Source organism: Zhihengliuella salsuginis, assembly GCF_014651715.1.
Lineage (GTDB): Bacteria > Actinomycetota > Actinomycetes > Actinomycetales > Micrococcaceae > Zhihengliuella > Zhihengliuella salsuginis.
Genome location: NZ_BMXK01000011.1, coordinates 1 through 19918, shown reverse-complemented (window position 1 = coordinate 19918; position 19918 = coordinate 1). Strand labels below are relative to the sequence as shown.

Annotated in this window: 18 protein-coding genes; 13 read left to right on the top strand and 5 right to left on the bottom strand. The window is 70.4% G+C overall.

What is annotated here, in order from left to right; translation table 11 throughout:
* Nucleotides 1-225: 225 nt before the first annotated feature.
* The 3 genes from IE069_RS12510 to IE069_RS15740 form a co-directional block, all read right to left on the bottom strand.
* Nucleotides 226-1833 (bottom strand): MDR family MFS transporter, encoded by a 1608-nt coding sequence (locus IE069_RS12510; protein ID WP_189350901.1) that lies wholly within the window; start codon nucleotides 1831-1833, stop codon nucleotides 226-228.
* Between the two features lies 1 nt (nucleotide 1834).
* Nucleotides 1835-2509 (bottom strand): TetR/AcrR family transcriptional regulator, encoded by a 675-nt coding sequence (locus IE069_RS12505; RefSeq protein WP_189350900.1) that lies wholly within the window; start codon nucleotides 2507-2509, stop codon nucleotides 1835-1837.
* 74 nt (nucleotides 2510-2583) lie between these two features.
* Nucleotides 2584-3891 (bottom strand): helix-turn-helix transcriptional regulator, encoded by a 1308-nt coding sequence (locus IE069_RS15740; protein WP_308425391.1) that lies wholly within the window; start codon nucleotides 3889-3891, stop codon nucleotides 2584-2586.
* A gap of 136 nt (nucleotides 3892-4027) precedes the next feature.
* Here IE069_RS15740 and hxlB point away from each other — a divergent pair, with 136 nt between their 5' ends.
* Both hxlB and hxlA read left to right on the top strand, forming a co-directional pair.
* On the top strand, nucleotides 4028-4597 hold the full coding sequence (hxlB, locus tag IE069_RS12495) for a 6-phospho-3-hexuloisomerase (protein WP_189350899.1): 570 nt from the start codon (nucleotides 4028-4030) through the stop codon (nucleotides 4595-4597).
* 41 nt (nucleotides 4598-4638) lie between these two features.
* Nucleotides 4639-5265, top strand: coding sequence for a 3-hexulose-6-phosphate synthase (hxlA, locus tag IE069_RS12490; RefSeq protein WP_189350898.1), 627 nt, complete (start codon nucleotides 4639-4641; stop codon nucleotides 5263-5265).
* Nucleotides 5266-5390: 125 nt separating this feature from the next.
* Here the strand turns inward: hxlA and IE069_RS12485 are convergent, their stop codons facing one another.
* On the bottom strand, nucleotides 5391-6800 hold the full coding sequence (locus tag IE069_RS12485; protein WP_229791136.1) for a hypothetical protein: 1410 nt from the start codon (nucleotides 6798-6800) through the stop codon (nucleotides 5391-5393).
* A gap of 88 nt (nucleotides 6801-6888) precedes the next feature.
* Nucleotides 6889-7995 (bottom strand): alcohol dehydrogenase catalytic domain-containing protein, encoded by a 1107-nt coding sequence (locus tag IE069_RS12480; protein WP_189350897.1) that lies wholly within the window; start codon nucleotides 7993-7995, stop codon nucleotides 6889-6891.
* 89 nt (nucleotides 7996-8084) lie between these two features.
* On the opposite strand from IE069_RS12480, the gene IE069_RS12475 reads away from it, so the two are divergent.
* The 11 genes from IE069_RS12475 (at nucleotide 8085) to panC (ending at nucleotide 19404) form a co-directional block, all read left to right on the top strand.
* Nucleotides 8085-9746 carry a helix-turn-helix domain-containing protein gene (locus tag IE069_RS12475; protein ID WP_189350896.1) on the top strand — a complete coding sequence of 554 codons (1662 nt, stop codon included), beginning with the start codon at nucleotides 8085-8087 and terminating at the stop codon, nucleotides 9744-9746.
* A 231-nt stretch (nucleotides 9747-9977) separates the two neighbouring features.
* Nucleotides 9978-12131, top strand: coding sequence for an ATP-dependent zinc metalloprotease FtsH (ftsH, locus tag IE069_RS12470; protein ID WP_189351024.1), 2154 nt, complete (start codon nucleotides 9978-9980; stop codon nucleotides 12129-12131).
* A gap of 195 nt (nucleotides 12132-12326) precedes the next feature.
* Nucleotides 12327-12920 carry a GTP cyclohydrolase I FolE gene (folE, locus tag IE069_RS12465; protein WP_189351023.1) on the top strand — a complete coding sequence of 198 codons (594 nt, stop codon included), beginning with the start codon at nucleotides 12327-12329 and terminating at the stop codon, nucleotides 12918-12920.
* A gap of 20 nt (nucleotides 12921-12940) precedes the next feature.
* A complete protein-coding gene (gene folP, locus IE069_RS12460; protein ID WP_189350895.1) occupies nucleotides 12941-13870 on the top strand; it encodes a dihydropteroate synthase in 930 nt (309 codons plus the stop codon).
* A gap of 1 nt (nucleotide 13871) precedes the next feature.
* Nucleotides 13872-14249, top strand: a complete 378-nt coding sequence (folB, locus tag IE069_RS12455; RefSeq protein ID WP_189350894.1) for a dihydroneopterin aldolase — start codon at nucleotides 13872-13874, stop codon at nucleotides 14247-14249.
* On the top strand, nucleotides 14246-14767 hold the full coding sequence (gene folK / locus IE069_RS12450) for a 2-amino-4-hydroxy-6-hydroxymethyldihydropteridine diphosphokinase (protein WP_189350893.1): 522 nt from the start codon (nucleotides 14246-14248) through the stop codon (nucleotides 14765-14767). Before folB ends, folK begins: the two co-directional genes overlap by 4 nt.
* A 3-nt stretch (nucleotides 14768-14770) precedes the next feature.
* Nucleotides 14771-15352: a DUF3180 domain-containing protein gene (locus IE069_RS12445; protein ID WP_189350892.1), complete on the top strand. Its 582-nt coding sequence runs from the start codon at nucleotides 14771-14773 to the stop codon at nucleotides 15350-15352.
* Complete coding sequence (locus IE069_RS12440; RefSeq protein WP_229791135.1) at nucleotides 15339-15893, top strand: PH domain-containing protein; 555 nt, start codon at nucleotides 15339-15341, stop codon at nucleotides 15891-15893. Before IE069_RS12445 ends, IE069_RS12440 begins: the two co-directional genes overlap by 14 nt.
* On the top strand, nucleotides 15890-17587 hold the full coding sequence (locus IE069_RS12435) for a PH domain-containing protein (protein WP_189350890.1): 1698 nt from the start codon (nucleotides 15890-15892) through the stop codon (nucleotides 17585-17587). The genes IE069_RS12440 and IE069_RS12435 overlap by 4 nt, the downstream gene beginning before the upstream one ends.
* On the top strand, nucleotides 17580-18461 hold the full coding sequence (locus IE069_RS12430; protein ID WP_189350889.1) for a Rossmann-like and DUF2520 domain-containing protein: 882 nt from the start codon (nucleotides 17580-17582) through the stop codon (nucleotides 18459-18461). The genes IE069_RS12435 and IE069_RS12430 overlap by 8 nt, the downstream gene beginning before the upstream one ends.
* Nucleotides 18462-18471: 10 nt before the next feature.
* Entirely contained in the window at nucleotides 18472-19404 is a 933-nt protein-coding gene (gene panC / locus IE069_RS12425; RefSeq protein ID WP_268245180.1) for a pantoate--beta-alanine ligase, read from the top strand.
* The last annotated feature ends 514 nt before the right edge of the window (nucleotides 19405-19918 follow it).

The following is a 19918-nucleotide window of genomic DNA, read 5'->3' as shown; positions in this document are numbered from 1 at the left end:
AGTATCTTGCTGCGGGTGACGGTGCGTCCGAGTGGACCTAGAGCTGCGTGGGATCCTCGTCGAGGCAGCGCCCGTCCCTGTGGACGATGGGGCTTGCCTCGGTTGCCTCGGCGTGGTGGACACGACGGATGAAGGTAGCAACACTATCCCGTTGTCCTGTGCCGAGGACAATGAGGATCGGTCAGCCCGCGTCCACGCGCCGCGAGAGGGCGGCGGACTTCCCGCTCAGCGGACGGCGTCGGCCTCCTGCTTCTCCGCCTCCTCGCCGCCGACGGCCTCCCCGCGGGCCACCATGCCGGCCACGTCGGAGAGCGGGATCTGCTTCAGCAGCAGCGACAGGGCGAACGCGATGGCCAGGAACGGGATCAGGTACCAGAACACCGGCGCCAGCGAATCCGCGTAGGCGGTGACGATCCCATCGCGGACCGCCTCGGGCAGCTGGCCCATGGTCTGCGGGTCCAGGGTCTGTGCGGCGCTGCCGGCCTCCGCAGCCGTGGCGCCGGAGCCCGCGAACACCGCCGTCAGCTCCGTGGTCAGGCGGTTGGTGAACATGGCGCCGAAGATCGCGACGCCCAGGGATGCCCCGACCTCGCGGAAGTAGTTGTTGGTGCTGGTGGCGGTGCCGACCATCTCGGCCGGCACGGCGTTCTGCACCACCAGGACGACCACCTGCATGATCAGGCCCAGACCCGCGCCGAGCAGGAACAGGTAGGAGCAGATCTGCCACAGCGGGGTGTCCGCAGACAGCGTGGTCATCAGCAGCATCGAGGCGATCGTGACCACCGTGCCGACGATCGGGTAGGCCTTGTAGCGGCCCGTCTTGGAGACCATGATGCCGGAGGCGATAGAGGTGCCCATCATGCCCACCATCATCGGGAGCATCAGCAGGCCCGACTCCGCGGCCGAGGTCCCGGAGGACATCTGCAGGAACGTCGGCATGAATGCCAGCGCGGAGAACATGCCCAGGCCCAGCGTAAAGCCGATCGCCGTCGCGTTGAGGAAGATCGGGTTCCGGAACAGGCCCAGCGGGATGATCGGATCCTCGGCGCGGGCCTCCGTGACGACGAAGGCGGTGGCGGCGACGACCAGGCCGGCGCCCCACATCCAGGTCTCGGGGGCGGCCCAGCCGTGGTCGGCGTTGCCGCCGAACTCGGAGAAGAAGATCAGGCAGGTCGTCGCGATCGAGAGGAACACGACGCCGGCGACGTCGATCCGGCGCGTGGCCCGCTTGCTCGGCAGCGTGAGTGCGAACCAGGCGATCGCGAACGCCGCGATGCCGATCGGGATGTTGATGTAGAACGCCCACTCCCAGGTGAGGTGGTCCACGAAGAAGCCGCCGAGCAGCGGGCCCGCGACGGCCGAGAGGCCGAAGATGCCGCCGATCGGTCCCATGTACTTTCCGCGCTCGCTCGCCGGGACGATGTCGGCGATGATCGCCTGCGAGAGGATCATCAGGCCGCCGCCGCCGAGGCCCTGCAGGGCGCGGAAGAAGACGAACATCCAGAAGCTGTCGGCCAGCGCGCAGCCGACCGATGCGAGCGTGAACAGGGCGATCGCGATGAGGAAGAGGTTGCGCCGCCCCAGGACGTCGCCGAATTTCCCGTAGACGGGCATGACGATCGTGGTCGCGAGCAGGTAGGCGGTGGTGATCCAGGCCTGGTGCTCGACGCCGCCGAGCTGGCCGACGATGGTCGGCATCGCCGTGGAGACGATGGTCTGGTCGAGGCTGGCCAGCATCATGCCGGCGATGAGGGCGGAGAAGATGATCCAGATGCGGCGCTGGGTCAGCAGCAGCGGCTGGCCGTCGCTGCCGGCGCGTGGCGGGCGGGCCATGTCAGTCCTTTGCGTTCGTGGTAGTCGGGGAGAAGAGGCGCTCGGCGTGGGCGAAGTTGGCCTCGACGATGCGGGTGAAGCGGGCGCGCGTGGCCTCCTCGGCCTGCTCCGCCTCGTCGTCGTGCGGGGACGCGTGCTCCTCGTCGACGAACTCGTGCATCGAGGTCATGGCCAGGTGGCCGACGAATCCGGCGGCGGCGAGCGCGAACGGGTCCCCGGCCGCGAGCCCCTCGCGGCGCGCGATGAGCGCGGCGAGGTCCCGCCGGCGCTGCTCGTTGATCTGCATCATGCGCTTCATCAGCGCCGTTTCCGAGTGCAGCAGCTCCATGAAGACCGCGACGTCGTGACCGAGGGTCCGGGTCGAGGTGAGCAGGCGCAGGAAGAGGTCCTTGAGCGCGGTCGGCAGCGGCTCGGGGGAGTCGACGAAGACCGTGTCCGCGTCGAGGGGGACATCGTCGACGCGGATGCCGAGCACCGCGTCGTCCTTGGTCTGGAAGTAGTTGAAGAACGTGCGCCGCGAGACGCCGGCGGCCTCGGCCAGTTCCTCGACGGTGAACCCGGCGAGCCCGTGCTCCGCGGTCAGCCGGCGGGCGTGGTCGATCAGGGCCGCATAGGTGGCTTCCTTCCGCCGCTCGCGGGCGCCGCCGGTACTTGCACTATTTTCCATGTAGTGCATCTTTGCACCATGCAACCGTTGGTGCAATATTTCGTGGCGTGGATCACCGGCGCATGGACGACGCCGGCCGTCGCCTAAGCCAGTCCGCTGGCGGCCGCGACGGCGGCCGCAGCCGATCGCGATCCGACGCCGAGCTTGCGGTAGATCTGCGTGAGGTGGAACTTGACCGTGTTCTCGCTGATGAACAGTTCCTGGGCGATCTGGCGGTTCTTCTTCCCGTGCACCACCAGGCGCAGGACTTCGCGCTCACGCGGGGCGAGGTCCCACTCATCGACCGCCTCGGTCCGCGACGCGTCGATCGGCAGCCTGACGTCCAGTTCCGTGCCCCAGGCGGCCACCCGCTTCACGGACACCTCGCCGCCGAGCGCCGCCACGTTGGCCTGCGCCTGGTGCAGGCCGGGGGTGCCGGAATCGAACGCGCCGGGGCCGTCGTCGCGGATGTTGATCAGCAGGTTCTTCCCGTCGCAGTCCCACTGGACGCGCACCCGGGAGATGTCCTCCTGCTCGTTCATGGCCAGCACGGCGCTGCGGACGATGGACCGCGCCGCGTAGGCGATCTCCCCGGGCAGCGCCCGGCCGTCCGCGGGCGGCTCGATGAACTGGACATCCAAGCGTCCGTACTGCGTCAGCGGTCGCAGGTCCGTGCGCAGGCGCGAGAAGGCGCTGACCACGGGTTCCTCAGAAAGTGCCATCATGACGTCGCTGGCGGTGCGCGTGCGGACCAGCGCGGCGGAGGCCAGGTCCGTGGCCGCGGCCCGCGTGCGGTGATCGTCCAGGTCGCGGCTGCGCAGGACAGCGAGCAGGGACTCGAGATCGGTCGCGTGGCGCTCGGTCAGCTCCGTGGTGACGCGGACGCGTTCGGATGACACCGCGTTCGCATCGACCAGGTCGGCGGGGGAGGCCCCGGCCACCTGGCGTCTGATGGTCGTGGCCGTGATCTCCCAGAGGGCCCGGACCAGCTCGTCGGCCGGGCGCTCGCCGGCCGGCCCCGCCCCGAAGAGCGCCAGCACCGCGCCCGTGGCCGCCTCCCAGGCCCGCACGTCGCGCTCCCGGCCCGCGAGCGGGGCGGTGGCGATGTCCTCCCCGGCGCGGAGCCGGCGTCGGATCGCGTCCATCTCCAGGACGGTCACCTTCTCGGTGATCTCCGGGTCGCCGGCCTTCTTCTGGGGCCGTCCCGTGCAGTCCTCCGTGAGGATGACGAGGGCCCGGTGCGGGAGACTCGCGGCGAGTGCGCCGCTCAGCGCCGTGGCGATCTCCGCCAGGGGCGCCTCGACGATCCGCGCGATCGCGGAGGCCAGCCGCATCTGCGCCGGGTCGCCGGCGTCCCCCGCACGCAGGGGTGCGTCGTCGTCGAGCAGGTGGTGGTCGCGGATCGAACTCATGGTCCAACAGTATGGCCCGCCGGGCCGGCCGCGCCCACCCGTTCGGGTAGTGGGTCGAGCGCAACGGGTGGGTACCGGCGGGCGTCGACTGCGATGGGATGGGTGGACACCGCGACGCCTCGTTGGAAGGAAGCCCATGCAGACCGTTGGAACCGCCGAACAAGCCGGACTCGACCTCGTCCTCTCCGAGGTGGTGGGCGCTGTCCGTTCGGTCGACCCGGAGTCGGTCGCCGCCGCAGCCGACCTGATCGAGGGCGGTCGCCGGGTCTTCCTGTTCGGGCAGGGGCGCTCCGGGATCGCCCTGCGTTCCCTGGCCATGCGCCTCATGCATCTCGGCCTCGCCGTGCACGTCGTCGGGGACGCCACCGCCCCCGCGATCGGCGCGGGCGACGTCCTCGTCGTCGCCTCGGGGTCGGGGACCACCGGCTCCGTGGTCCGCGCCGCGTCCGTCGCAGCCGGGCAGGGCGCCGACGTCGTCGCGATCACGACGGCGGCCGACTCCCCGGTGGGGCGTGCGGCGGCCCGCGCGATCGTCGTCGAGGCCGCGGCGAAGACCGACCACGGCGGCACTGTGTCGGCGCAGTACTCGGGCAGCCTCTTCGAGCAGGCCGTCATGCTCCTCGGCGACGCCGTCTTCCACACGCTGTGGCAGCGCAGCGGCTCCGCAGCCGAAGAGCTGTGGACCCGCCACGCGAATATCGAATGAACCACCCACCCATCCCTGAAACCCCCACGTTAGGAACCGACATGACCAAACTGCAGGTAGCCATCGACCTTCTGACCACCGACGACGCGCTCGCGCTCGCGGCGAAGGTCGCCCCGCACGTCGACATCATCGAGCTCGGCACCCCGCTCATCAAGAGCGAGGGCCTCGGCGTCATCCGTGCGATCAAGGACGCCCACCCGGACAAGATCGTCTTCGCCGACCTCAAGACCGCTGACGCCGGCGCCCTCGAGGCGCAGATCGCCTTCGAAGCCGGCGCCGACCTGGTGACCGTCCTCGGCACCGCGGACGACTCGACGATCTCCGGAGCGGTCCAGGCGGCCGAAGCGGCCGGCAAGGGCGTCGTCGTCGACCTCATCGGCGTCGGCGACAAGACGGCCCGTGCCCGCACGGTGTCCGCGCTCGGGGCGGAGTTCGTCGAGTTCCACGCCGGCCTCGACGAGCAGGCCCAGCCCGGCTTCAGCCTCGCCACCCTGCTCGAGGCGGGCAGCGCGGCGGACGTCCGCTTCTCCGTCGCCGGCGGCGTCAACATCCACTCGATTGAGGCCGTCAAGGCGTCGGGCGCAGCCGTCGCCGTGGCCGGCGGGGCCATCTACGGCGCCGAGGACCCGGCGCTGGCCGCCGCGGCTCTGAAGAGCGAACTGAACTGACCGGATGCGCAGAAGAGCCGGGGCCGCCAGCTTGGCGGCCCCGGCTCTTCGCCGTCCCGGGGCTACGGCGACCGGTGCCCCACCCGCCACTGCGAGCTACTGGGCCGGGCGCCCCCGTGGCCGGATCACGACCGTCCGAGGGGGTCCTCCTCCTTGGAGGGGCTCTCCGGCAGGGCGGCGTCGGGCTGGATCAAGCCGTCGTTCTCGCCGGCGAAGAAGCGCTTGCCGTAGATCAGCAGGCAGAGCAGGATTCCCGTGAAGAAGCCCCACGAGGCCCCGTTCGTGGCCAGCACGGCCGCGGTCACGCCGGCGATGCCGAGATCGGTGCGGCTGCGCGCCTCCATGATGCCGACCTTGATGCTCACGAAGCCCTGGATGAGCAGCGTCAACGCGAGTGCCACGCCGAGGATGGGCTCGACGAACGAGATCACCGGCAGCAGCCAGAGCCCGGTGTTCGTGCCCCAGCGGAACCACCCGGCGCCGCCGAAGATCGACGGCATGGCCTTCGGCCCCTTCTTGTAGCGCTCGCTCGTGGTCACGTGCATGGCGGCCCATAGGGGGCCGCACATCGTCGTGTCGGGCCCGATGATGCTCATGAGCGCGTTGCGGCCGCCGAAGATCAGGTGGGCTCGGTTCGGGTTGTAGACGACCGCCTCGTCGGGGCGCAGGTCGCTGGCTTCCTTCAGCACGACCTTGGCCTGCAGGATGTCGCCGAACACCACGATGTAGGCCGCGAGCACGGTGGGGATCGCGGTAATGAACATCATGAGCGGCGGGAGCCCGACGCCGAAGACCGTGTATTCGGAGAACATGGTCGCGAAGTCGGGGGAGCTGAACCCGCCCTCGATCGTCGGCCATTCGGCCTCGCCGGCCAGCGGGGCGACGATCACGGCCGCGAGGATGCACGGGAGGATGCCGAGGTTGCCGACGAACGCGGCCACACGGTTCTTCGTCTGCAGGCGCTGGAACTGCTTGGAGTAGAGCAGGAGGAAGGCCAGCCCGACGGCGACCGAGATGCTCCACGGGTAGAGCTCGAAGCGGCCGCCTTCGGCAAAGATGCTCTGCACGGCGGCGAATCCGGCGCCGACGACGATGCCGGCCCGCAGCGCATTGGGGATGTAGCGCACGATCTGCTGCGCCAGCCCGGTCACGCCCAGGACGATCGAGAAGACGCCGAGCAGGAGTTGGAACGCGATGAGCGCGTGGACCCGCTGGTCCTCGGGGAAGGCCTGGATGTAGAGCATCAGCAGCGGGATCGCCGGCGTGATCCACCCCGGGACCACCGGGTCGCCGAGCAGGTGGTGCAGCAGGTAGAGGAGGCCGTTGAGCGCGACGATCGCCAGCGCCGCCTCGAACGGCATGCCCAGGAGCTCCTGCAGCAGGGGGATCGCGGCGAGGTCCACCGCGCACATGAGCAGGCCCTGGGTGTAGTCCTGCCACTCGAATCGGTAGTGCACGAACGGCAGCCGGACCGCGAAGGGGCCCGCCTTCCAGTGGGGCGATCTCGCCTCCGGTATGTGCTCTGACTTCGGCATGGTCTTGGTTCTCCTCGTGGTCGGGGCGACGACGGCGGCGCCCGAGCGGGTGGTGGGGTTGCGAATGACGGCGTTGCGGGCGGGGGAGTCAGTCGAACAGGACGACCTGGCGCACCGAGCGCCCGTCCGCGAGGTCGTCGAGGGCGGTGTTGAGGTCGTCCAGGCCGATTCTGCGGCTGATCAGCTTCTCCACCGGCAGGCGTCCCTCGCGCCACCACTGCGCGAAGCGGGGGATGTCGCGGGAGGGGACGGCGGAGCCGAGGTAGCTGCCGATCACGGTGCGGGCCTGGGCGGTGAGCGTCAGGGGCGAGATCGTGCTGCGGGCCGCGGGGTCCGGAAGACCCACCGTGACGGTGCGCCCGCCGGGGCGGGTCGCATCGAACGCGGTCTCGAACGCGCGGGGATGCCCGGCGCACTCGAGGACGTGGTCGGCGGTGATCCCCCGCTCGGCGACCTCGGCGGGCGTCCACGTCTCGTGCGCCCCCCACTGGCGCGCCAGGTCCAGCTTCTCGGGGAGGGTGTCGACGGCGATGACGTCGCCGCTTCCCTGACCGATGGCGACCAGCAGGGCCGCCATGCCGACTCCGCCGAGCCCGACGACCATGACGCTCTCACCCGGTGATGCGGCGATGGCGTTGATCATCGCGCCGCCTCCAGTCAGGACGGCGCACCCCAGGACGGCGGCCACCTCCGGCGGGACGTCGTCGTCCACGCGGACGGCCGAGGCGCTGTGCACCACCGCGTGGGTCGCGAAGGCCGAGACGCCGAGGTGGTGGTGGATCTCCTCCCCGTCGGACGCGAGCCGGCGGGCCCCGCTCAGCAGGGTCCCGGCCTCGTTGGCAGCCGCACCCCGTTCGCAGGGGAGCCTGCCGTCGGTCGCGCACGCCGGGCACTCGCCGCAGCGGGGCAGGAAGGCCATGACCACGCGGTCGCCCGGGTCGATGCCCTGGACGCCGGCCCCGGCCTCGATGACGCGTCCCGCTGCCTCGTGGCCCAGGAGCATGGGGGTCGGGCGGACCCGGCTGCCGTTCACGACCGACAGATCGGAGTGGCATACACCCGCCGCCTCGATCCGCACCAGCAGCTCGCCGGGCCCCGGAGGGGCGAGTTCCACTTCCGCGATGCGCAGCGGCTCAGTCGCCGCGTAGGGGCGCTGCCGCCCGATTTCTTCCAGAATTGCGCCAGTGATCAGCACGTCGTCCTCCTCATGTCGCTCCCATGCTATTGAGGCGGTGATTCACGCCACTATGGACTCGCGCACATGATGGTGCCAATCTGGTGTGCATGAACCACATCGATGGCCGGACGCGGGGCGATCTCCTGCGCGTCCTGTTGGACACCGCGGCCGACTTCACGGCACTGCAGGATGTCGAGGACGTCCTCCAGGCGATCGTCAGACGGACCCGCACGATCATGGGTGTCGACATGACGTACGTCAGCATCAACGACGCCGAGCGGCAGGAGACGTCGATCCGGCAGACCGACGGGGTGTCCACCGCCGCCTACCGCACGCTCAGGATGCCTCTGGGCACGGGTGTTCTCGGGCAGATAGCCACCGGGCTGGCGCCCTATCAAACGTCGGACTATCTGTCCGACGCGGCCCTGAGCCACGTGCCGCACGTCGACGAGATCGTGCGCGCCGAAGGCGTCCAGGCCATCATGGGGGTCCCGCTGACCGTCCACGGGCATGTGATCGGGGCGCTGATCGTCGCGGAGCGGCACGCGCGGCGCTTCACCGCCGACGAGATCGACCTCGTCGATTCCATCGGCACCCACGCCGCCGTCGCGCTGGACAACTCCCTGCGATTCGAGGCGACGGAGGCGCTGACCCGCGACCTCGAGCTCCAGCAGCGGCGGACGAATGCTGAACTGGAGCACATGTCCGCTGTGCGCGATCTGGACCGGCGGTTGATGGAATCCATCATGTCGTCTCCGGATCTGGCCCGAGTCCTCGACGTGGGGCGGGAGGCCCTCGACTCCGACCTGTTCTTCGAGGAGTCCGACGGAGCCCACCCCGCCGTGGCGGAAGAGGACGGGACCGTCCGCGTCCGCGCGGGCACGGAGGAGCTCGGCGCCATCCGCTCGGGACGGCCGTTGGGCGACCGCGAACTGGAGCTGCTCGAACGCGTCGCCGTCCACGCCGCCTTGGCCCTCCTCTTCTCGCGGGCCGCTGAGGACGCGGATCTCCGACAGCAGTCGGAACTGATGGACGACCTTCTCTCGCATCGCATCCAGCCCCAGGGGAGGGTTGCGCGGAAGATGCGCCGGTGGGGGCTCGACCCGTCCGGTCCGCTGTTCGTCGTCGCGATCGCGGCGCCCCAGGCGGATCCGCGCCAGTGCCTTCAAGCGCTGCGGGCATCGCGGACCCGCGGCGTCGTCGTCGACCACCAGCAGCACCTCTGCCTGGTGACATCAGAAGAGCACTGGCAGGCGCACGTGGAGGACGTCTTCGGGAACCGGCGATGGCGCTGGCAGGCGGGCGCCGTCGGCCCCGTGGACGAGGTCGCGGCTCTTCCCGATGCCCACCGGACAGCCGAACTCGCCCTGACAACCCTCGTCGATCTGGGCCGGGACGGGGTCCTCACGGGTGACGACGTCGGATTCGTCGGAGCGCTGCTCGACCTCGACCAGAACGGCCGTCTGCCCCACCCTCTGACGGCCGCCATCGATCCGCTCATCGGCTACGACCGGGAGCACGGAACGGATCTCCTGCGCACCGCATGGATGTATCTCGAGACGGATGGAAGCGTCGCCCGGACGGCCGAGCTCCTCCACATCCACCGGAACACCGTGCGGCAGCGGTTGGAGCGCACGGGCCGGCTCCTGGGCGGGGACTGGGACAGGTCCCCGCGCCGGCTCGAGACGCATCTGGCCCTGCGGATCCTCTCCGCCCGGCATACCGGCAGCCTGCCGGGAGTCGGGGAGGGCCCGCCTCGGGCCCCGTAGATCGGACGGTCGCGCCGGCGCCGGGGCGCGCCTCCGCTGCAACTACGCCCTCAGGGAACTTTTGAGCTTCGTTGTGCGTCGAACAGTGGTGAGTGCGAAGCTAGGATGCGGTGCATCATCACGTGGGCGCTGGCGCATGGCGTGCCGGTGCACCGATTCGATCGCGTCGACGGCCCGGACAACGGCCGCCGCGTGAAGTCCGATCAGGAGGGACGGGGACGGACCCCGAACATGAACGTCAAGAAGATCTTTAACAGCTGGGTCATCTGGGTGCTCATCGGCGCGGCCGCGCTGATCATCTTCCTGCCCACGCTGACTGGGGGAAATGCAGGCCGGGTCGACACGAGTGTCGGACTCCAACTGCTCGAGGAGAACAAGGCCACCGAGGCCGAGATCTTCGACGGCGACCAGCGCGTCGACCTCACGCTGAAGGAAAACTTCAGCCTGGACGGCACCGACCTCGGCAAGGAGGTCTCGTTCTACTACTCCGTGCCCCGCGCCGACGACGTCGTCGAGGCCATGGACAGCGCCAACCTCGACGGCTTCACCGACCAGCCCGTGCAGAACAACTGGTTCGTCTCGATGCTGGGCTTCCTGATCCCCTTCCTGCTGATCGCCCTCCTCTTCTGGTTCCTGATGTCCCGCGCCTCCGGCGGCGGCGGCAAGGTCATGCAGTTCGGCAAGTCCAAGGCCAAGCTGATCACCAAGGACATGCCGCAGGTGACGTTCGTCGACGTCGCCGGCGCTGAGGAGGCCGTCGAGGAGCTCCACGAGATCAAGGAGTTCCTGCAGGAGCCGGGCAAGTTCCAGGCCGTGGGCGCCAAGATCCCCAAGGGCGTGCTGCTCTACGGTCCTCCCGGCACCGGCAAGACCCTGTTGGCGAAGGCCGTCGCCGGCGAGGCCAGCGTGCCGTTCTACTCGATCTCCGGTTCCGACTTCGTCGAGATGTTCGTCGGCGTGGGCGCCTCCCGCGTCCGCGACCTGTTCGAGCAGGCCAAGAACAATTCGCCGGCCATCATCTTCGTCGACGAGATCGACGCCGTCGGCCGCCACCGCGGTGCCGGCGTCGGCGGCGGCAACGACGAGCGCGAACAGACCCTGAACCAGCTGCTGGTCGAGATGGACGGCTTCGACGTCAACACGAACGTCATCCTCATCGCCGCGACCAACCGTCCGGACGTGCTGGACCCCGCGCTGCTGCGTCCGGGCCGCTTCGACCGCCAGGTTCCCGTCGAGGCTCCCGACCTCGCCGGCCGCGAGAAGATCCTGCAGGTCCACGCCAAGGGCAAGCCGATGGTGGACGACATCGACCTGCACGCCGTCGCGAAGAAGACCCCGGGCTACACGGGCGCCGACCTGGCCAACGTGCTCAACGAGGCGGCCCTGCTGACCGCCCGTTCGAACGCGCAGCTCGTCGACGACCGCGCCCTCGACGAGGCCATCGACCGCGTCATGGCCGGTCCGCAGAAGCGCACCCGTCTGATGAAGGAGCACGAGCGCAAGGTCACCGCGTACCACGAGGGCGGCCACGCCCTCGTCGCCGCGGCACTGAACCACTCGGCCCCGGTCACGAAGGTCACGATCCTCCCCCGCGGCCGCGCCCTCGGCTACACGATGGTCGTGCCGGAGGACGACAAGTACTCGGTCACCCGCAACGAGCTGCTCGACCAGCTGGCCTACGCGATGGGCGGCCGCGTCGCGGAGGAGATCGTCTTCCACGACCCCTCCACCGGCGCCTCCAACGACATCGACAAGGCCACCGACATCGCGCGCAAGATGGTCACGCAGTACGGCATGAGCAGCCGGGTCGGCACGGTCAAGCTGGGCTCCGGCGGCGGCGAGCCGTTCCTCGGCCGCGACGGCGGAGGCGGCCGCGACTACTCCGAGGACATGGCGACGATCGTCGACGAGGAGGTCCGGGCCCTGCTCGACGCCGCACACGAGGAGGCCTACCGGATCCTGAACAGGAACCGGAAGGTCCTGGACCGGCTCGCGGTCGAACTGCTCGAGCGCGAGACCCTGAACCAGAAGGAGATCGCCGAGGTCTTCCACGACCTGACCAAGCTGGACCGCCGCGAGATCTGGCTTCTGCACGACGACCGCCCCGTCTCCACCGACGGACCGGTGCAGTCGCGCAAGGAGGAGCGCGAGGCCGCGGCCGCCGCAGCCGGCCGTCGGGAGGGCGACGCCGACGGCGACACCTCCGGTGGGGAGGACGACGACGAGGGCTACTCCGGCGGCGGCGTCACCGACATCCCCGGGGTCAACGACCCCGTCGACAACCAGCCGGGCGGCCGCCCGGGCGGCCTGCCCGCCCAGTCGGAGGCCGCCGGCCGCGACTCCTCGGCCGGCCACGGCGCCGCGCAGGACGACGACGGCCGGTAGCGGCCGCCGTCGTGCCCGCCGGGCGCGCGAGGTGCAGACAGCGGGCGGAGGCACCCCTTCGAACGGGGCGCCCCGCCCGCTGTCCGTCCCTGTCGAGGAAGTGCCGTCCGGCCCGCACATGACGGCCCGGAGGACCGGGCATGTCGCCGGCGGGCGGTGTTGGTTAGGATCGATGGTGTGACTCAGGACGTAGAGATGAACCAGACCCCGCCCTCGACGGGCTTCCAGGTGGACCAGCCGCGCATCCGCGCGGCCGTGCGCGAGATCCTCGAGGCGATCGGGGAGGACCCAGAGCGCGAGGGGCTGCAGGACACCCCCGCGCGGGTCGCCAAGGCCTACTCCGAGTTCTTCTCGGGTCTGCACGAGACGCCGGACGACATCCTGGGCACCACTTTCGACATCGACCACAGCGAACTTGTCCTCGTCAAGGACATCCCGTTCTACTCGACGTGCGAGCACCACCTGGTGCCGTTCCACGGCACTGCCCACGTCGGGTACATCCCCGGCGACGACGGCCACGTGACCGGGCTGAGCAAGCTGGCCCGGCTGGTCGAGCTCTACGCGCGGCGCCCGCAGGTCCAGGAGCGGCTGACGACGCAGATCGCCGAGGCCCTGTGCGAACACCTCGATCCGCGCGGCGTGATCGTCGTCGTGGAGTGCGAGCACATGTGCATGTCGATGCGCGGCGTCCAGAAGCCGGGCGCACGGACGGTCACCTCCGCGGTGCGCGGCCAACTGCGCGAAACAGCAACCCGGGCTGAGGCCATGAGCCTCATCCTCGGCAAATAAGAGTCAACGGTAGGAGCACCATGAACCTTGCAGCCGTCCCCGGGACAGGTCCCGCCACCAGCCCACTGCCCGTCGTGAGGCCCTCCAAGGTCAAGGAGTTCAGCGATCTGCCGACCGGGCGCACGCTGGTCATGGGCGTCCTGAACATCACGGAGGACTCCTTCAGCGACGGCGGCCGCTACGTCAACGCCGACGACGCGATCAAGCACGGCCTGCGCCTCATGTACTCGGGTGCGGACATCATCGACGTCGGCGGCGAATCGACCCGGCCGGGCGCAGCGTTCGTCGACCCGGAGGTCGAGGCCGGGCGCATCATCCCCGTGGTCGAGGCCCTGTCGAAGGCCGGCGCGGTGATCTCGGTCGACACGATGCACGTCTCCACGGCGCGCGCCGCGGTCGAGGCCGGCGCCCACATCATCAACGACGTCTCCGGGCTCACCCACGAGACGGGCATGCCGGAGCTCGTCGCCGAGCTCGGCGTCCCCTACGTGCTCATGCACCGCCGCGGGGACCAGCAGAACATGCACGACTTCGCCCACTACGACGACGTCGTGGGCGAGGTCCTCGCCGAGCTGGGCGAGCTGCGCCAGACCTTCCTGGACGCCGGCGTGAAGCCGGAGCAGCTCATCATCGACCCGGGCCTGGGCTTCGCGAAGGAGGCCCCGCACAACTGGGCCCTCCTGCACCGTCTGGCCGAGTTCGAGGCCTTCGGCCATCCGGTGCTGATCGGCACGAGCCGCAAGCGCTTCCTCGGCTCGCTGCTCTCCAGCAGCGGCGTCCCGGCGGCCGCGGAGGCCCGCGACGCGGCCACGGCCGCCACGAGCGCCCTGGCCGCGGCCGCCGGCGTGTGGGGCGTGCGCGTGCACGAGGTCGAGGCGACGTACGACGCCGTCAAGGTCGCCACCGCGTGGATCCACGGCGGCTCCGGCGAGACCGTGCCGGGGGCCTGACGTGGCGGACAGGATCACCCTCACGGGGATCACGGCCACGGGCCACCACGGGGTCTTCGAGCACGAGAAGCGCGAGGGCCAGCCGTTCGTCGTCGACGTCGTCCTCCACACGGACATCCGACCGGCGGCCGCGGGGGACGACCTGACCCGGACCACCCACTACGGGGAGCTGGCCGAGCTCGTCGTGCAGCACATCGAATCCGGTCCGTTCGACCTGATCGAGACCCTGACGGAGAACATCGCCGCGGCCGTGCTGGGCGGTTTCGAGCGCGTCGACGCGGTCGACGTCACCGTCCACAAGCCCAAGGCCCCGATCGAGGTCCCCTTCGGCGACGTCGCCATCACCATCCACCGCGAACGGGACGGGAGCCGGGCATGACGGGCACGGAACAGGTCAGCGCGGTGCTCGCCCTGGGCAGCAACCTGGGCGAGCGCGGCGACACGCTCTCGAACGCGGTCGGCGACCTCATCGCGCACCCCGGTGTCCGCCTGATCCAGGTCTCCGAGGTCGTGCAGACGAAGCCCGTCGGCGGGCCCGAGGGCCAGCCGGACTTCCTGAACATGGTGATGGAGATCGAGACCAGCCTCGACCCGCTCGAACTGCTGGCCCACTGCCAGGACGTCGAGAACAGGCACCACCGGGTCCGGGAGGTCCGCTGGGGCCCGCGCACCCTCGACGTCGACATCATCACCCACGACCAGACGCGGCTCGACACCGAGAAGCTGACGATCCCGCACCCGCGGGCGGCGGAGCGGGCGTTCGTCCTGCAGCCCTGGGCGTGGATGGACCCGGAGGCGACCCTGGGCGGCGTGTCCGTGGCCGCGCTCGCAGCGCAGGCCGCCGACCTGTCGGACCTGAGCCTGTACGACCCGGAGACCGACGAGGTCGGCGATTAGAGCATGAGCACCATCCGCCCGCTCTGGCTGGCCCTCATCGCCGTCGTCACGGTGGTCCTCGGGTGGGCCGCGAGCCTGCTCGCCGCCGCCAACGGGCTGCCGGCCCCGGTCCTGCACGTCACGAGCCTCATCACGATGGCCGCCGGCACCATCATCACCCTCGTCCTCGGGCTGCGGGTGCGCGCCTACCAGCGCCAGCGCGCCGAGTTCCGGGACCGCGAACGACGGCGGCAGGCCGGCGGCGTCGAGCACGCCCGCGGCGCCGCGCGGCCGGTCGAGATCAGCCCGGTCCTGGCCGCCCGCACGCTCGTGCTGGCGCAGGCGCTCGCCTACGCCGGCGCGGTGATCTGCGGCTGGCACGGCGGCGTCCTGCTCGACCTCCTCGGGGCCGCGCCCTTCGGATCGAGTTCCGTGACGCTGTCTCTCATCATGATTGCCGCCGCTGGTCTCATGAGTGTGGTGGGATGGGTCGTGGAGCAGTTCTGCAAGGTGCCGCCGGGCGAAGACCAGGCGGACGGCCCGGAGGGCACTCGAGGGGAGACCAATGGAGATGGACAGGGGTATGCGCCAGGTGCCGGAAACTGATCGGGCGCCGGCGGGCGCGGCCGTCGCGGACGATCCGAAGACCATCGACCCGGAGGGGGTCGACTGGCTGCGGGTGCACCCCGACTACGTCAAGGTCCGGATCTTCGGCGTGCTGATCGGCGCCGTCGTCTGGCTGATCATCACCTCCATCCCGCTCGTCCTCCGCAGCACCGGCGTCTGGGGCGGCTACCCCGAGTGGCTCGCGTGGCTGCTGCCGGGCCTCGCCCTCCTCTGGTCCCTGATCGACCTGTTCGTCACGAACCGCCGCGTCCGCGCGATCGGGTACGCCGAGCGCGACGACGACCTCCTGGTCCGCCAGGGCATCCTGTTCAAGAAGGTGCTCGTGGTCCCGTACGGCCGCATGCAGTACGTCGACGTGCAGATGGGCCCGGTGGACCGCGCGTTCGGCCTGTGCAAGGTCCAGCTGCACACGGCCGCCTCCGACGTCACCGCCACCATCCCGGGCGTCACGGCGGACGAGGGCGCCCGCCTCCGCGAGCAGCTCTCCGCCCGCGGCGAGGCGAGGCTGGCCGGGCTGTGAGCCAGGACCAGCCGAACCCCGACGACGACGGCGCCGCCCCGGTCGAGGCCGCGCCCCGGAGCCCGGAGGACTTCCACGAGGAAGCGCCGTGGCACCGCGTCCATCCCGTCTCGCCGTTCGTGCGCGGCTGGCTCGTCATCGTCGCGCTGGTCTACGGCTTCGGCCAGAACTGGCTGCAGAATCTCATCCCGGGCTTCGGCGGCGACGACGGTGACTCCTCCAAGGACGCGGAGTTCCTGAATTTCATCTTCGAGTCTGTGGCATGGGTCATCGCCGGCGGGCTGCTCGTGCTGCTGCTCATCCTCGGCGGCTTCTACCTCTCCTGGAAGATGACGCGCTACCAGCTGACCGACCGGCACGTGAACGTCCGCTCCGGCATCGTCTTCCGCCAGCAGCGGCAGGCGCGCATCGACCGCGTGCAGGCGATCGACATCGTCCAGCCGCTGATCGCCCGCATCTTCGGCCTCGCCGAGCTCAAGTTCGAGGTGGCCGACGGCGGCTCCACGGCGATGAAGCTCGCCTTCCTCAAGCTGCCCGCGGCCAAGGAGCTGCGCGGCGCGATCCTCGCCCGCGCCGCCGGCCTCCGCGCGGAGGCCGCCGGGGACGGCCCGCGCCCGGGCGCCACCGCGCCGGCGGCGACGGACGGCACCGCGGCCCCGGACGCCGTCGTGCAGGACGCGCCCGTGGCGCCCGAGAACGTGCTGGTGCGCGTCCCGCCGGGGCGGCTGATCGCGTCGATCGTGCTCAGCCCGGCCGTCTGGATCGCGGTGATCGTCCTGGGTGTCGGCCTCGCGGTCCAGTTCGCCACCGACGGCGCGTTCCTCATGGTCTACCTCCTCCCGGGCCTGTTCGGCTTCGTCCCGTGGATCTGGGGACTCTTCAACAACGGCTACAACTTCGCCGCCGCCGTCAGCCCCGACGGCCTCCGCCTCAGCTACGGGCTGCTCGACACCCGGCACCAGACCGTTCCCCCCGGGCGGATCCAGGCGGTGCAGGTCCGGCAGGGCGTGATCTGGCGGCTCATGGGCTGGCACAAGATCGTGATCAACGTGGCCGGCTACGGCGCGAGCGCGGACGGCGGCGAGACCCGGTCCACCGTACTGCCCGTCGGAACCCGCGCCGACGTGCTGAACATCCTCTCGATCGTGCTGCCGAACCCGGGCACCGACCGGCCGCTCGAGCTCGTCGAGGCCGGCATCGCCGGCTCCGGCGGCGCCGAGGGGTTCACGACGACGCCGCGCAGCGCCCGCCTGCTCTCCCCGCTCGCGTGGCGTCGGCAGGGGTTCACGGTGACGGAGAGCGCGGTCTTCTCCCGCTACGGGTTCCTGCTGCGCTATCTGGACATCGTCCCGCACGAGCGCACGCAGGGCATCAGCCTCGTGCAGGGGCCGCTCGCCCGCGCCGCATCGGTGTGTTCGGTGCGGATGATGACCACCGACGGGCCCGTCTCGCCGTACATCGTCCAGGCCGCGAGCCCCGTGGCCCGGCGGTTCTTCCTCGAGCAGTCGGCCCGGGCGGCCCGTGCCCGCGCCGCCCACGACCACAACCACTGGCTCGACGACGACCCGTACGGCACCGGTGTCGCGCAGCTGCCCGTCGCCCAGCAGGCGATGAGCGCCGGCGCCACGGAGGATCCGGCCCGCGGGGCGGCTCCCGCCCCGAACCAGCACGAGAGGGACAACCAGCATGACTAAGCCCGGACGACTCGGCGTCGGCATCATCGGCGCAGGCAGGGTCGGTGCCGTCCTCGGCGCCGCCCTGCGTGCGGCGGAGCACCAGGTGGTGGGCGTCCATGCGGTCTCGGAGGACTCCCGCGAGCGCGCGGAGAACCTGCTGCCGGGCGTCCCGGTGCTCGACATCGACGAGATCCTGCGCCGCGCCGAGCTCGTGCTGTTCGCCGTCCCGGACGACCAGCTCGGCCCGCTCGTGGCCGGGCTCGCCGACGGCGGCCACTTCAAGACGGGCCAGATCGTCGTCCACACCGCCGGACGCTTCGGTCTCGAGGTCCTCGCCCCGGCGCGCTCCGCCGGCGCGATCCCCCTCGCGATCCACCCCGCCATGACCTTCACCGGCATGAGCCTCGACCTGACGCGTCTGCCGGACTGCGTCTTCGGCGTGACCGCCGACAACATGATGCTGCCGATCGCCCAGGCGCTCGTCGTCGAGATGGGTGCCGAGCCCGTGGTCGTCGCGGACGCCGACCGGGTGGCCTACCACGCGGCCCTCGCGCACGCGTCGAACCACCTCGTGACCCTGGCCGGCCAGTCGGCCCAGCTGCTGCACGAGGTCGGCGTCGAACGCCCCGACCGCGTCCTCGGCCCGCTCATGCGGGCTTCTCTAGAGAACGCGCTCGCCTCCGGTGAGGCGGCCCTGACGGGCCCGGTCGCCCGGGGGGACGCCGGAACGGTCGCCGAGCACGTGGCCGCCCTCGAGACAGTGGACGACGACGTCCGCCTCGCCTACACGTCGATGGCCCGCGCCACCGCGCTGCGCGCGGCGGACCGCGGGCTGATCACGCGGGCGCAGGCCATCGAGATCGCCCGCGTCCTCGAAGGACCCTCCTCCTAGACTGTGTGGCGTGAGTACACATCCTGAGCGCACCGAACCGACGATCGTCCGCACCGTTGCCGAGTTGAAGGCCGCGGGCCGGGAGCTGCTCGAGTCGGCGGCGGCCGCGGGACGCACCGCCTCCCTGGGGCTCGTGCCGACGATGGGCGCCCTGCACGAGGGGCACGCCCGGTTGATCGCGCAGGCACGGGCGGAGAACGCCGTCGTCGTGGTCACCGACTTCGTGAACCGCCTCCAGTTCGACGACCCGGCCGACTACGAGCGGTACCCCAGGGTCCTGGAGGCCGACCTGGCCGTCGCCGGCGATGCGGGCGCCGACCTGGTCTTCGTGCCGGAGGAGCGCGAGGTCTATCCCGACGGCCGCCCGCGGATCCTGCTCTCGGCGGGCACGCTGGGGGAGAAGTTCGAGGGGGCCTCGCGCCCGGGGCACTTCGACGGGATGCTCACGGTGGTCGCGAAGCTGCTGCACTACGGCATGCCCGACCCGGCCACGGCCGCCGCGACCGGGTACCGCGTCTACTTCGGGCAGAAGGATGCGCAGCAGTTGGCCATCGTGCAGCGCATGGTCCACGACCTGGACTACCCGGTGGAGATCCGTCCCGTTCCCATCGTGCGGTCGGCGGAGGGCCTCGCCCTTTCGAGCCGCAACCAGTTCCTCTCCGATGCGGAGGCGGAAGCCGCCCTGGTCCTCTCCCGCTCGCTGTTCCTGATGAAGGAGCGCGCCGAGGCCCACCTGCCGCTCGCACCCGACGACGCCTTGGACATGATCGCGTCCGCCCCCGGGGTTCAGCTCGACTACTTCGAGGTCGTTGATCCCTCCACGCTCGAACCGCTGGCCTTCAACTGCGCGGAGACCCCGTTCACCGGGGAGGCGCTCGTGCTCGTGGCGGCCCGGATCGGCAGTGTCCGCCTCATCGACAACATGCCGTTGCGCGCCGATTGAAAGCGGCTCCGCTGGAGGCCTCCGAGGCATTCCCTGCGGACTGGAAGAGATGCTTCGAGAATGCCATTCAAGTGTGACGCAGGACGCATCGACAGGTTGACGGTCGAGCGGTCCCTCTGGGGGCACACTTCCCCGTGAACTCGGGGAAAACGGGCAGTTTCCAGCAGGAGGCCCTCCGATTTGGCAGTCCCGCAAAACCTGTGTAGAGTATTTCGAGTCGTCGCAGCGAGGACAGCGGAGATCGCAGAGATAACCGGCTGAGAATCGTTTGTCGATGACGGCTTTCCTTTCTTTTCTTTCCGGTTTTCGGCCGGGGCGCTGTAGTGCCCGGGACATTGATTCCGGAGGGGAATTGATCCGGGAAATGCCGGGCGGATCACGCAGAGCGGATTTGCACGGCAGGAACGGATGGGGTAAGCTGGATAAGTTGCCGCGAATTGAGCGGACCGGCCGGATGAGGCGGGTTTGCAAAGCGTGTGTGTCTGTTGTTTGAGAACTCAATAGTGTGCCAAGT